General features: G+C 74.3%; 9 protein-coding genes. 5 read left to right on the forward strand and 4 right to left on the reverse strand.

Annotated elements, in window-relative coordinates; genetic code table 11:
• From NCC78_RS19085 to eccB, 3 genes are all read right to left on the reverse strand, one after another.
• A partial coding sequence (locus NCC78_RS19085; protein ID WP_250796026.1) for a WXG100 family type VII secretion target occupies positions 1–702 on the reverse strand: 702 nt, incomplete at its 3' end.
• Entirely contained in the window at positions 695–1063 is a 369-nt protein-coding gene (locus NCC78_RS19090; RefSeq protein WP_250796027.1) for a hypothetical protein, read from the reverse strand. The genes NCC78_RS19085 and NCC78_RS19090, both read right to left, overlap by 8 nt.
• Positions 1064–1163: 100 nt before the next feature.
• Entirely contained in the window at positions 1164–2645 is a 1482-nt protein-coding gene (gene eccB, locus NCC78_RS19095; protein WP_250796028.1) for a type VII secretion protein EccB, read from the reverse strand.
• Positions 2646–2808: 163 nt separating this feature from the next.
• Here eccB and NCC78_RS19100 point away from each other — a divergent pair, with 163 nt between their 5' ends.
• Positions 2809–3990, forward strand: a complete 1182-nt coding sequence (locus NCC78_RS19100; RefSeq protein WP_250796029.1) for a type VII secretion protein EccE — start codon at positions 2809–2811, stop codon at positions 3988–3990.
• 64 nt (positions 3991–4054) lie between these two features.
• Here NCC78_RS19100 and eccD read toward each other — a convergent pair whose 3' ends face one another.
• Positions 4055–5449: a type VII secretion integral membrane protein EccD gene (eccD, locus tag NCC78_RS19105; RefSeq protein ID WP_250796031.1), complete on the reverse strand. Its 1395-nt coding sequence runs from the start codon at positions 5447–5449 to the stop codon at positions 4055–4057.
• A gap of 170 nt (positions 5450–5619) precedes the next feature.
• Here eccD and eccCa point away from each other — a divergent pair, with 170 nt between their 5' ends.
• The 4 genes from eccCa to mycP form a co-directional block, all read left to right on the forward strand.
• Positions 5620–9582 carry a type VII secretion protein EccCa gene (gene eccCa / locus NCC78_RS19110; protein ID WP_250796032.1) on the forward strand — a complete coding sequence of 1321 codons (3963 nt, stop codon included), beginning with the start codon at positions 5620–5622 and terminating at the stop codon, positions 9580–9582.
• A 245-nt stretch (positions 9583–9827) separates the two neighbouring features.
• Positions 9828–10136, forward strand: a complete 309-nt coding sequence (locus NCC78_RS19115; protein ID WP_250796033.1) for a WXG100 family type VII secretion target — start codon at positions 9828–9830, stop codon at positions 10134–10136.
• Between the two features lie 28 nt (positions 10137–10164).
• Complete coding sequence (locus NCC78_RS19120; protein WP_250796035.1) at positions 10165–10443, forward strand: WXG100 family type VII secretion target; 279 nt, start codon at positions 10165–10167, stop codon at positions 10441–10443.
• Between the two features lie 82 nt (positions 10444–10525).
• Positions 10526–11756: type VII secretion-associated serine protease mycosin (mycP, locus tag NCC78_RS19125; protein WP_250796037.1), on the forward strand; the 1231-nt coding region annotated here is incomplete at its 3' end.

An 11756-nucleotide genomic window follows, 5' to 3' on the forward strand; every position in this document is an offset into this window, starting at 1 on the left:
GCCCGGCCCGGAGGCGGGCCGGTCGGGAGTCGCCACGGTGGCGCCGCCGGTCTGCGCGCTGAGACCGCTGGCGGTCGGCGCGGCCGTCGGCGTGCTGGCGCCGGGGCCGCTGCGGGGGGTCGACGAGTCGCGGCTGACCGCACCCGGGGTCTCGTCCGGCGGAGGCGGCGGCAGCACCAGCCGGCCGTACGCGGACAGCTCGTAACCGGCGGCCAGTTCGGCCACCACGTTGACCATGCGCTGGTGCGCCTTCTCCTGCTCGGCCTTGTCCTGCTGGTGCCCGAGCAGCCCGCCGACGACGATGCCCGGCACGCCGAAGACGGCGCCCTTGGCCGCGCCGGAGAGCGCCTGGTCGTGGTCGTCGGTCTCGGCCGGGCTCTCCGCCTGCTGGTGGGCGGTGCGCAGCTGAGAGGCCATCAGGGTCAGCCCTCGGCTGACGTCCGCCATGCCCTCGCCGAGCGTGTCGGCGTAGCCGGCGACGAAGCCCAGGCGGCGCTGGAACTCCTGCCCGGCGGTGCCCGTCCAGGTGTTGCCGAGCTTGTCGAGGTCGCCGTTGAGCTCGCGCACCAAGCCGTCGAGGATGCCCTTGAGCGCGGACCACTGGGCGGCGAGGCCGTCGATCTGCTCCGGCTTGCCGGCCATCACGCCGTCGTAGAGCTGCTGGTGGCTGACGTGCTGGTAGCGCTGGATGTACTCAGACACGCGGCTCCCCCTTCCGCTCCAGCGCGTCATCGACCCCGACCAACGCGGCGGCGATGTCGGTGGCGTTGGCCGCGTTGCGTTCCTCGGCGGTGCGGTAGTTGGCCAGGATCGTGCCCGTCGCGCGCTGCGCCGCCCGGACGGCGGTGCGCAGGCGCTCGACCTGCTCCACGTAGGACCGATGGATGTCGGAATAGTGACGGGCGTTGCTCGTGGCGTCCGCGAAGGAGCCGAGCGCCGGCGGCCGACTCTGCATCTCGGTGTCGAGCTTCCGCAACGCCTTCTCGGCCTCGGTCAGCCGATCGGCCAACCTCTTGTGGAAGTCCTCAAGGGACATCAGGTCGACTGTCGTGCGCCCGGTCATGGCAGCATCCCCGTACGTCATGGTCGATAACCGTTGGCGACGCTCAGGTTAGTCGACCGGCGCGACCCGGGCGACCCGCTGTCGCGGGTACGACCCGCGCTCAGCCGCCCGCGCCCGCCGGACCCGCGGCCGTGGGCGAGGGGGCGGGCGCGGTCGGGGCCGCCCCGCCCGCCGCTGCGCCGGGATCGAAATCCGACAGTGCGTCCTGCCGGGCCAGGGTCGGCCCGGCGGGCACCAGGGCCAGCAGCGACGCGGGCACGGCCAGCGGCTGAACCCCCTCGTAGCCCAGCGCCGTCATCGCGCCGGGGCCGAGCGGGTGACGTACTCCCTGGGCCGTGATCAGGTGGACGGTCGCACCGGGGGCCGCCGTGCCGCTCTCGCCGGCACCCGGTGCCGCCTGCACCAGCACGCCCTTGCCGCCGGGCAGCAGCACACCCTCGGCCGTACGCACCCCGTCGCGGGCGGTCTGCCGCACCGGGAGCGGGCCGGACGCGGCGGCGGTCAGCTCCGCCGGGGCGCGGTCGAAGACCTCCAGCGTGGTGGTGGGCGGACCGCCGCCGGCCCCCGCCCGGTAGGTGGCGCAGAGTGCCGTGCGGCCGGGGCGGACCGGGTGCAGCGCGGGCAGGGCCGGCGGGATCCCCGGCTCCTCCGCCCGCTGGTCGGTCAGCAGCCGGCCGGCCTGGTCCGGGGTGATGTCGGTGACCGCGCCGCCGTCGGCCTGCAGGAGCAGCGCGCTGATCTCACCGATCGGGACGAGACCGTCCCGGGTGAGCACGTAGTGCTGGCCCGCCGCCCGGTAGACCTGGCCGACCCGGGCGGGGCCGTCGCCCACCCGCAGCGCGCTGCGCTCGTCGTCGCCGTCGATGGTGGGCTGACGCAGGGCCGGCCCGGCCGGCACCGCGTTGAGCAGCTGCTGGCCCACGGGGAGCCGGGGCGCGTTGGCCATCCGCAGCGCGGCGAGCGTCCGGTCGTCCCCCGTCACCTGCAACCGCGCGTCGCCGGTGAGCAGGTGCCGCTGGCCGTCCACCTCGACCAGCACCGCCCGGTCGCCGAGCGGCGTGCCGCCGGGCAGCGTCCGGTCGATCACCACCCGGGTGCCCGACCGGCGGGGATCGGCCGGGTCCGGGACGTCGCAGACCGACCAGGGCAGGCCGGTGAGCGACTTGCGGTCCGGCAGCGCGTCCGGGGCGCCGACGATCCCGGCCGTACGCCCCCGGGGCCGGTCCCGGATGGACTCCTGCGACATGGTGCGCACCTGCGGGTCCGCCTCGGCGAGGATCAGCCGGGCCGAGGCGTAGTTCAACGTCGGGTGCAGCCGCCCGTCCACGAAGACGTACGTCGCACCGGTCTCCCGCTCGATCACCAGCGTGTTCGGCTCCAGCGGTGCGGCGTTCCCGGTCAGTTGCCCGTACGCGCCCGCGCCGCCGAGCACCACCGCCGCGGCGATGACGCTGCCGAACACCGCCATGCCGAGCCGCCGCATCGGCAGGTTGCTGGTCTCGGGGTCGCCCGACAGCAACGCCGAGACGATCCGGCGGGTGACGAAGCGGTACGCCTGCACCTGATCGCGGCGGGTCCGCATGACTTACCTCCGGCGGGGGTGGGTCCGCGACGATCAGGTCCCAGACGGTGTCGCGGGCTTCCCTACGATAAGGGGACGTCGACGGGTCACCGGGACCAGCGCCCGCGCCCGGCAGCGTACCGATCCGGCGGGAGCCCGCACCGCCCAGAGAGGACTGTCACCGATGACGCAGGTTCAGGCGCCACCCGGTCGTCCGGCACCGCAGCCGTCCGGCGTCGCCCGACGGCCGGTCGTTCCGGCCGACCGGCGCGACCGCGGCCGGATCGGCCCGCTCGTGGTGGGACAGCTCGTGACGCTGGAACTCTGCGTCCTGGCCGTCTGGGCCGCGTCGGGCGGACCGACCTGGCTGGTCGGCGCCGTCGCCGTGGCGGCGGTGCTGGTCGTGGTCGCGGTCCTCGCCCGCCGGGGCGGCCGGTGGTGGTACGAGGACCTGGTGTTGCGCCGGCGGCTGCGCCGTCGCCGGGAGGCCGCCCGCAGCATCGTCGCGGCGGGTGGCGCGGCCGATCCGCGGCTGGCCGCCCTCGCCCCGGAACTGACCGTGATCGAACTCACCGACCGGGGCACCCGGCTCGGCATCGGGCAGGACGCGCAGGGCTGGTTCGCGGCGGTGGTGTTGTACGGCCGGGCGGGCACCCCCGCCGGGTCGGTCGAGGCGGCGGTGGTGGACCGGGCGCTGCGGGTGCTCGCCGACTTCACCGGCCCGGTCAGCCGGGCCCAGGTGGTCTCGCACACCCTGGTCTGGTACCCGGCGCCGGGTGCGCCGCCGGCGGCCCACCGGACGGTCTGGGTGGCGCTGCGGCTCTCCGTGCGGGACGCCCGGGTCGAGACGGTCAGCCGGGGCGGTGGCATGCCGGGCGTGCACCGCACCGTGGCCGCCGGGATCGGTCGGCTGGGCAAGGCGCTGAACGCCGCTGGACTCGCCCACCGGCCGCTCGGCCGCGACGAACTGCGCGCGGCGGTGGTCGCCGCGGCCGGGCTGGACCTCGCGCCCACCCCGCAGGCGGAGACCTGGACCGGGCTGCGCGGCGGCGGTTGGACGCAGCGCTGCCTGAGCCTGCGGGCCCGCGCCGACGCGCCGTTCGGCGCGCTGGTGGACGCGGTGACCGCGACCTCCGCCCCGTCGCACACGCTGGCCACCGTGGTCCTCCCGGGCGGTCGGATCGCCGCACCGCTGCTGCGGGTGGCGGCGATGGACAACCACGTGGAGGCGCTGGTCAAGGTGGTGCGGGACGTGGCGCGCCGGTGCGGCGCCCCGGCCCGCCCGGCGGACGGCCAGCACGGCCCCGGCGTCTACGCCACCGCCCCGGTCGCCACCACCGTCACCACTCTCCAGTCGCCCGGCTGACCCGGCTGACCCGGCTCTCCGGGCGCCCGGGCTCCCCGGCGCCCGGTCGCCCGGTCGAGCGGGGTCAGGGGCGCAGGTTGACGATCCAGCCGTAGAGCCCGACGACCCAGACGGCCAGCGGCACCAGCGAGATGATGAGCATGATCTCCACGATGTCGAGCAGCCGGCCCCAGACCGGGGAGATCCGCTTGCCGGCCACGGTGAGCCCGTAGATCAGGCTCACCACGGCCGCGAGCAGCGACCCGCCGAGGACCACGCCGAGGCGTGCCACCGTCGAGCCGCCGGCGAACGTGGCAGCGGCGGCCAGGCCGAGCCCGGCGGTGCCGGCGAAGAGCACCGGCGTGCGCTGCGCGCGGCCGAGGAACGGCCGGGCCCGCAGCAGCGACAGCAGGGCCAGCACCAGGCAGAGCAGCACTGCCGGCAGCCGGCCGTCGAGCGCCAGCACCACCTGGGCGCAAACCACCAGCAGCGACACCGTCCACAGCAGACCGGTGAGGAACTCGTCGGCCCGCTCGCTGAGTTGCAGCACCCGCCGGCCGTCCACCGACTCGACGTCGGTCTTCAGGTCGTCCGGGCCGGTCGGGATGGACGGGACGGGCAGCCGGGCCAGCCGGTAGGCCGCCATCGGCAGGGCCGGCACGGCGCCGAACGCGATGGCGGCCACCACCGCGGCGGCGGCCGGCGCGCCTATGCCGAAGGCCAGGCAGAGCACCGCACCCAAACCGGTGGCGGCGCCCACCGCGACCGCGCCGAAGAACAGCGGCAGCCGGTCACCGACGGCCAGCGCGGCCACCGAGGCGCAGAGCACCACCGCCGTGGCGCCGAGCAGCACGTGCGGGGCGGCCAACTCCGACAGACTCCGGTCACCGGCGAGCAGCAGCAGCCCGCCGACACCCGCGTACGCCAGGCCCACGACCGCCAGCACCGACCCGGTCGCGCTGTCGGCGGCGGCCCGGGACAACACCGCGGCGCCGACCACCAGGGCGACCGCCACGACCAGGGCGGCCAGCGCGCCCGGCAGCTGCGGTGGGCCGACGAAGAGCGCCGCCAGCGCGCCGGCGCCGAGCGCCACCGCGGCGAACAGCACCGCAAAAGACCGGGTGGTGCCGACCTGCCAGGCGCCGGGGCGCTGGTTGGTGGCGGTGGCGACCGCGTCGACCACGTCGTCGAAGACGATCTCCGGCGCGGTGGCGGAGCGCGGGTTGAAGTAGAGCACCTCGCCGTCGCGGACGCCGAGCTGCGTGGCGGTACGGCCGCCGTCGAGCGGCTGCCCGCCGAGCCGGGCCAGGCTCCAGCCGCCGTGCCGCACGCCCTCGTCGGCCAGGTCCTCACCGGCGTAGCGCAGCAGCGTGGGCAGCAGGTCGGCGAGCGGTACGTCCGACGGCAGCGCGAGGTCCATCCGGGTACGGGGCGCCACGATGGTGATCCGGCTCAGGCCGCCGGTCGCTGTCTTCGTCACCACAATGGCCTCCTCGTGCTCCTACGATCACCCCTGGCCGGCGGCGTCGCTCCGCGGGTCCCCGACGCCCACGGGAGATTACCTACGATGGCGGGCACGTACGATGCCCACCCGACGACTCCGGTCGCTCGCAAAACTTCATCCAGGCCGCTTCTGGGGAGGAGACAGCCGTGAGCACGGTGGTGTTCCGCCGGCTCCCGCGTCAGCCGGGGCCCGCTCTGCCGCGAGGCGAGGTGCTGCTGGAGTCGCCTCCGGAGCTGCCCGAGCCGACCCCGCGCGGGATGGGTCAGCTGCTGATGATCCTGCCCATGGTCTGCGGCGTGGGCGCCATGGCGTTCCTCTACGCCGGCCGCGGCGGCGGCATGATGACGTACGTCGCGGGTGGACTCTTCGGCGTCTCCATGCTCGGCATGGCGATCGGGTCGCTGAGCAACGGCGGCAACGACAAGGCCGAGCTGAACGCCGACCGCCGCGACTACATGCGGTACCTGGCGCAGATGCGCAAGCGCACCCGGCGCGCGGCCGAGCAGCAGCGCGCGGCGATGGCCTGGCGGCACCCGGAGCCGGACGCGCTCTGGTCGATCGCCGAGTCGCGGCGGCTGTGGGAGCGGCGGATCACCGAGGACGACTTCGGCGAGACCCGCATCGCCACCGGCCCGCAGCGCCTCGCGGTGGAGATCGTCCCGCCGGAGACCAAGCCGGTCGAGGACCTCGAACCGATGAGCGCCATCGCGCTGCGCCGCTTCGTACGCGCCCACTCGTCCGTGCCCGACCTGCCGACCGCGCTGTCGGTACGGGCGTTCAGCCGGGTGGTGCTGCGCGGCGACCGGGAGCCGGTGCTCGACCTGACCCGGGCCGCCCTGGGCCAGTTGGCCACCTTCCACGCCCCGGACGACCTCGTCGTGGCGGTCGTGGCCGCGCCGGACCGGCAGCCGGCCTGGGACTGGGTCAAGTGGCTGCCGCACACCCACCACGGCGCCCGGACCGACGCCGCGGGCGCCCGCCGGATGGTCTTCGCCAGCCTCGCCGAGGCCGAGGAGGCGCTCGCCGGCGAGCTGGCCGGCCGGCCCCGCTTCACCCCGGAGGCGAAGCCGCTGACCACGGCGGCGCACCTGGTGGTGGTGATCGACGGCGGGGAGGTCGCGGCGACCTGCCAGCTGATGGGGCAGGGCCTGCTCGGCGCCACCGTGATCGACCTGTCCGGCACCGTGCCCCGGGAGGCCGGCCGGTGGCTGCTCTGCCTCGACGTGGGCGACGGCAGCTCCCTCGACCTGGTCCGCGGCACGTCCTCGTCGCGGCTGGGCCGGCCGGACCGGCTCAGCGAGGCCGCCGCCGAGGGGCTGGCCCGGCAGATCGCCCCGTACCGGCTCTCCCAGCAGCAGACCACCTCCGACGAGCCGCTGGCCCGCAGCATGGAACTGCCCGACCTGCTCGGTGTCGGCGACGCCGCCACGGTCGACGTGCAGCAGACCTGGCGACCGCGCAGCCACCGGGACCGGCTGCGCATCCCGCTCGGCGTCGGCCCCGACGGCAACGTCGTCGAGCTCGACTTCAAGGAGTCCGCGCACGAGGGCATGGGCCCGCACGGCCTGGTCATCGGCGCGACCGGCTCCGGCAAGAGCGAGCTGCTGCGGACGATCGTCGGCGCGCTGGCCGTGACGCACTCCTCGGAGGAACTCAACTTCGTCCTGGTCGACTTCAAGGGCGGCGCCACCTTCGCCTCGCTGGAGGCGCTGCCGCACACCAGCGCGGTCATCACCAACCTGGCCGACGAGCTGCCGCTGGTCGACCGGATGCGGGACGCGCTGGCCGGGGAGATGGTCCGCCGGCAGGAACTGCTCCGCGCCGCCGGCAACTACGTCTCCCGCTTCGACTACGAGAAGGCCCGGGCCGCCGGTGAGCCGCTGGAGCCGATGCCCAGCCTGCTGATCATCTGTGACGAGTTCAGCGAGCTGCTCGCCGCGAAGCCCGACTTCATCGACCTCTTCGTGATGATCGGCCGGCTCGGCCGGTCGCTCGGCGTCCACCTGCTGCTGGCCAGCCAGCGGCTGGAGGAGGGGAAGCTGCGGGGGCTGGACACCCACCTGTCGTACCGGATCGGTCTGCGGACCTTCTCGGCGGTGGAGAGCCGGATCGTGCTCGGCGTGCCGGACGCGTACGAGCTGCCGAACGCCCCCGGCCACGGCTACCTGAAGACCGACACCAGCACCATGCTGCGGTTCCGGGCCGCGTACGTCTCCGGGCCGTACCGGGCGCCGGGGCAGGTCGCCGCGTCGTCGCAGGCGATGGTCCAGCGCCGGATCGTCCGCTACGGGGTGGACTTCGTGCCCGTGCGCAACCCGCAGCTGCCGGTGACGACCGCGCCGGAACCGGAACAGCCGGCCGACGGCAAGACCGTGGCGATGCTGGACGTGCTCATCGACCGGCTCACGGGCAAGGGCCGACCGGCGCACCAGGTCTGGCTGCCCCCGCTCGCCGACCCGCCGGGCCTGGGCGAGCTGCTCCCGCCGCTGAGCGCCGACCCGACGTACGGCCTCTGCACCGCCTCCTGGCCGGGCCGCGGGCAGCTCACCGTCCCGGTCGGCGTGGTGGACCGGCCGTACGAGCAGCGCCGCGACCCGATGCTGGTCGAGCTGGCCGGCGCGGGCGGCAACGTGGTGATCGTGGGCGCCTCGCTCAGCGGCAAGAGCACCATGCTGCGCTCGATGCTCGCCTCGCTCGCGCTCACCCACACCCCGCGCGAGGTGCAGTTCTTCTGCCTCGACTTCGGCGGCGGGGCGCTGCGCAGCCTCGACGGGCTGCCGCACACCGCGGGCGTGGCCGGCCGGCGGGACACCGAGGCGGTACGGCGGACGGTGGCCGAGGTGGTGGCCGTCCTCGACGACCGCGAGACGCGGTTCGCCCAGCACGGCATCGACTCGGTGGCCAGCTACCGTCGGCGCCGGGCGGCCGGCGAGTTCTCCGACGACCCGTTCGGCGACGTCTTCCTGGTCATCGACGGGTGGAACACGCTGCGCCAGGAGTACGAGGAGCTGGAGCAGACCATCACCACCCTGGCCAACCGGGGGCTGGGTTTCGGCGTGCACGTGGTCCTGACGGCCGTGCGTTGGGCGGAGATCCGGATCAACATGCGGGACCTGCTCGGCACCAAACTGGAGCTTCGGCTCGGCGACCCCAACGAGTCGGAGATCGACCGGCGGGCCGCAGCGAACGTCCCGACCGGCTCGCCGGGGCGCGGTCTCACCCGCGACAAGCTGCACTTCCTCACGGCGATCTCCCGGATCGACGGCCGGCGCGACATCGACGACCTGTCCGAGGCGTCGATCGCCCTGGCCCGGCACGTCGCGACCGCCTGGCCCGGGCGGCCGGCGCCCAGGGTCCGGCTGCTGCCGCGCCAGCTGCCCGTCTCCGAACTGGCCCGGATCATCGACCGGTCGGCGCCGGGCCTGCCGATCGGCGTCAACGAGTCGGCGCTGGCCCCCGTCTACCTCGACCTCGCCAACGAGCCGCACCTGACGGTCTTCGGCGACGCCGAGTGCGGCAAGACCAACGTGTTGCGGCTGATCGCGCGGGGCATCACCGAGCGGTACACCCCGGCGCAGGCCCGGCTGGTCATCGCCGACTACCGGCGGGGCCTGCTCGGCGCGGTGGAGGGCGACCACCTGCTCGACTACGCGCCGTCCAACCAGGCGTTCGCGAAGGGGCTCGGCTCGATCCGCAGCGCGTTGTCGAACCGGTTGCCCGGGCCGGACGTCACCACCGCCCAGCTGCGCGACCGCAGCTGGTGGAAGGGCCCGGACCTCTACATCCTGGTCGACGACTACGACCTGGTCGCCTCGGGCGGCAGCAACCCGCTCAGCGCCCTGCACGAGCTGCTGCCCCAGGCCCGCGACATCGGCCTGCACCTGATCGTCACCCGCCGGGTGGGTGGCGTGGCCCGGGCCCTCTACGAGCCGGTGCTGCAACGCCTGCGCGAGCTGGACTCGCCCGGCCTGCTGATGTCCGGCAACCGGGAGGAGGGCGCGGTCTTCGGCACGCTGCGGCCGAGCCCGCAGCCGCCCGGCCGGGGCACCCTGGTGCGCCGGCGCGACGGCCAGCAGCTCATCCAGACCGCCTGGTCCGAGCCCGCCTGAGCGGTGGGCCCCGCCGGGCGGGGTGACGGGTGCCACTGTCGTCGATCCGTCACCGCTCCCGACCTGCGCCGGCCCGCGCCCGCCGGCAGGTGTGACGAAGCGGCGTTCCACGGGGCTGCGCGGCTTTGCGCGTGTCCGCTACGGTCTCCAAAGGAGTGTCCGTCGGTGGGGTGTGTGTGAAGGCCTTGCCGCGGGGGAGGGGCGCGGCAGGTGCGCCGCCACAACATGACGGAAGGGTGTGAAGCATGGCGTTCGAGGTCGAAGCAGCGACTCTGCATACCGCCGCGAGTGACGTGCGGTCCACGCGCAGCGAGGTCGACGGCGAGCTGAAGAAGCTGTGGAACGTGGTCGACGACCTGGCCATCGCCTGGAAGGGGCAGGCGTCCACCGGCTTCCAGTCGCTCATGCAGCGCTGGAACGAGGACACGGTCAAGCTGCTGACGGCGATGGACAACATCGCCGACCTGCTCGACAAGTCGGGTACGACGCACCAGGTCAACGACGAAGAGCAGCAGCAGATGCTGGACAAGTTCCACTCTGCACTCAACCCGTGATCCGCCGACACGAGCAGGGGAGGAACTCATGAGCATCAAGGTCGACTACGCGGTCCTCGAGAGCAGCAACCAGCAGATGCTGGCCATCTCGCGGACGATCGACGAGAAGCTCGACACGCTGCGGTCGATGCTGTCGAAGCTGCAGTGGGACGGTCAGGACCGTGCCGCGTACGAGCAGCACCAGGCGCAGTGGGACGCTGCCGTCCGGGACATCAACAAGATCCTGAACGACATCGGTGGCGCGGTGGGCATCGCCCGCGAGAACTACGTCAGCACCGAGATGAGCAACGCCAAGGTGTGGGGCTGAGACAATCGCCGTCGCGGCTCCGGTCCGGCTAGACCGGGCCGGAGCCGCGACGCGTTCTGAGCCGAGAGGTCCTGGGGGAGTCATGCGTACGGGGAAGCGTTCACGGCCGGTGTCGATGCTGGCCGCCGCGGCGCTGGCGTTGGTCGCCGGCGCCGGTTCCGCTGCACTGGTCGCGCCGGCCCCGGCACAGGCCGACAACACGGTTCGCGGCTACCAGTGGTACCTCGACACGCTGAAGGTCCCCGAGGCCCACAAGATCTCCAAGGGGCGGGGCGTCACGGTCGCCGTCATCGACAGCGGCGTCGACCCGAACGTGCCCGACCTGCGCGGGCAGGTGCTGCCGGGCAAGGGCATGTCCGCCAGCGTGGCCGCGGACGGCCGGCGCGACAACGACCGCGAGAAGGCCCACGGCACCAGCATGGCCGGCCTGGTCGCCTCCCGCGGTGGTGACGTGACGCGGCACCTGGGCATCGCGCCGGAGGCGAAGATCCTCCCGGTGGCGATGCGCAGCCCGTTCAGTCCCCGCGACATCGCCGACGCCATCCGCTGGGCGGCGGACAACGGTGCCGACGTGATCAACCTGTCCCTCGGCTCCGACGAGGCGGCGACCGCCGAGGAGCAGTCGGCGGTCCGGTACGCGCTCGACAAGGACGTGGTCGTGGTCGCGGCGGCGGGCAACCGGACGGAAGGAGCCCGGGTCGTCGGCAGCCCGGCGAACATCCCGGGCGTCGTCGCGGTGACCGGCCTGGCGAAGGACGGGGCGTTCTTCGCCGACAGCGTCAGCGGTCCCGAGGCGGTGCTCGCCGCGCCGATGGAGGACATCATCTCCCCCCGGCCGACCTCGGTCTCGTCCAACGGGTACGGGCTCGCCAGCGGCACCAGCGACGCGGCCGCGATCACCTCGGGCGTGGCGGCGCTGGTCCGCGCGAAGTACCCGGACCTCGACGCCGCCAACGTGGTGAACCGGCTGATCCGCACCGCCCGGGACCGTGGGCCGGCCGGCCGCGACAGCCAGTACGGCTTTGGCGTGGTCGATCCGCTCGCGGCCCTCAGCCGCTCGGTGCCGGCGGTGGAGTCCAACCCACTGCTCGCCGGCGCCTCCACCGGGACCACCGCGCCCGGTGCCCCTGGTGGCCCGGCGAAGGCTCAGGAGGACGACGAGCCGGCCGTCGCGATCACCATGAAGAAGGGCCCGGGGGTGGTGATCGCCGGGGTGCTCTGCCTCGCGATTCCGCTCGGCGTGGTGGTCCTGGTCGTCGTGCTGGTCCGCCGGTCCCGCCGGAAGACCGCCACGGCGGCCCCGACCGGCATGG

Origin of the sequence: Micromonospora phytophila (assembly GCF_023656545.1) — a bacterium.
GTDB classification, from domain to species: domain Bacteria; phylum Actinomycetota; class Actinomycetes; order Mycobacteriales; family Micromonosporaceae; genus Micromonospora; species Micromonospora phytophila.